General features: G+C 55.3%; 1 protein-coding gene. It reads right to left on the bottom strand.

The genetic code is table 11. The features are described from left to right. Positions 1-55 precede the first annotated feature (55 nt). The gene (locus tag AC27VO_RS16490) at positions 56-988 is read right to left on the bottom strand and encodes an IS5 family transposase (RefSeq protein WP_488667802.1); all 933 of its coding nucleotides are present in this window, start codon (positions 986-988) and stop codon (positions 56-58) included. Positions 989-1,033: the final 45 nt, after the last annotated feature.

Here is a 1,033-nt window from a genome sequence, read left to right as displayed (position 1 = left end):
GGGCTTTGTTGCACAACTCTTTTTGAGACCGAACCTCCCCCAGCCCCAGACGTAGTTATGCCACGACCATCGTCTGGGGCGTACCCAGCTCGGTAAATCGATTGAGGATGGATGCACGAACATTGAGCTCTGCGACTTGACGCTCAAACGTCCTGGTCATCACTTTTTCGCCCAGTCGTTTAAAGCAGTTCATCTTCGTATCCACCAGTGATCGTCGGTGGTAGCCACTCCAGCGTTTCCAGATGGATCGGCCCAAGCGCTTGCATGCTTTGACGGCCTCATTGCGATGTGCAAATGCCAACCCTTTGCGCAGTCTCGCCCCTTTGCGAGGAGGAATGATGGGTACAGCTCCTCGCTGGTTGCACGCCTCATGTACATCCTGTGTGTCATAGGCTCCATCACCGGTGAAGCTCACAATCTTCTCGTGCCCTGGGACTTGACCCAGTAGTTCGCTTGCCACTGGTGAGTCACCCACTTCGTTAGTGGTCACGACGATGGCTCGAATCTGCAGCGTCTGTGCGTCTATACCCAGATGCACCTTGCGCCACTGGCGACGGCGCTCAGCGCCATGTTTCTTGGTTTTCCACTCACCTTCGCCCAGGAACTTGATGCCCGTAGAGTCGGCGAGTAAATGCAGGCCACTGCGGCTTGGACGGTAGTGCACCTGAACCTGCAAATCCTTCTGCCTTCGGCATAGCGTGCTGTAGTCGGGTGCCGCCCACGACAAACCCGCCAAACGCAACAGCGATTGAACCAAGCCCAAGGTCTGACGCAAGGGCAAATTGAACAGGCATTTAACGGTCAGGCAAAACTGGATGGCTGCATCTGAGAAGGTTTTGCTCCGTCCTGGCTTTGTGCTGGGAGTTGCGTACCATTGCATGTCTTGGTTCAACCAGATGGTCAAGTCACCTCGTGCCTTCAATGCTGCGTTGTACGCTTTCCAGTTTGTGGTGCGGTAGCGCCGCTGGCCCCAGTTCGATTCACTCATTCGATGAGGCTACCGCAGTTGAGTGCTCGAGTTGTGCAACAAAGC

The sequence above is a fragment of the Comamonas sp. 14P8.1.4 genome (assembly GCF_057799285.1).
The sequence above is the reverse complement of the archived record's forward strand: the minus strand, read 5'-3'. Positions and strand labels throughout refer to the sequence as shown.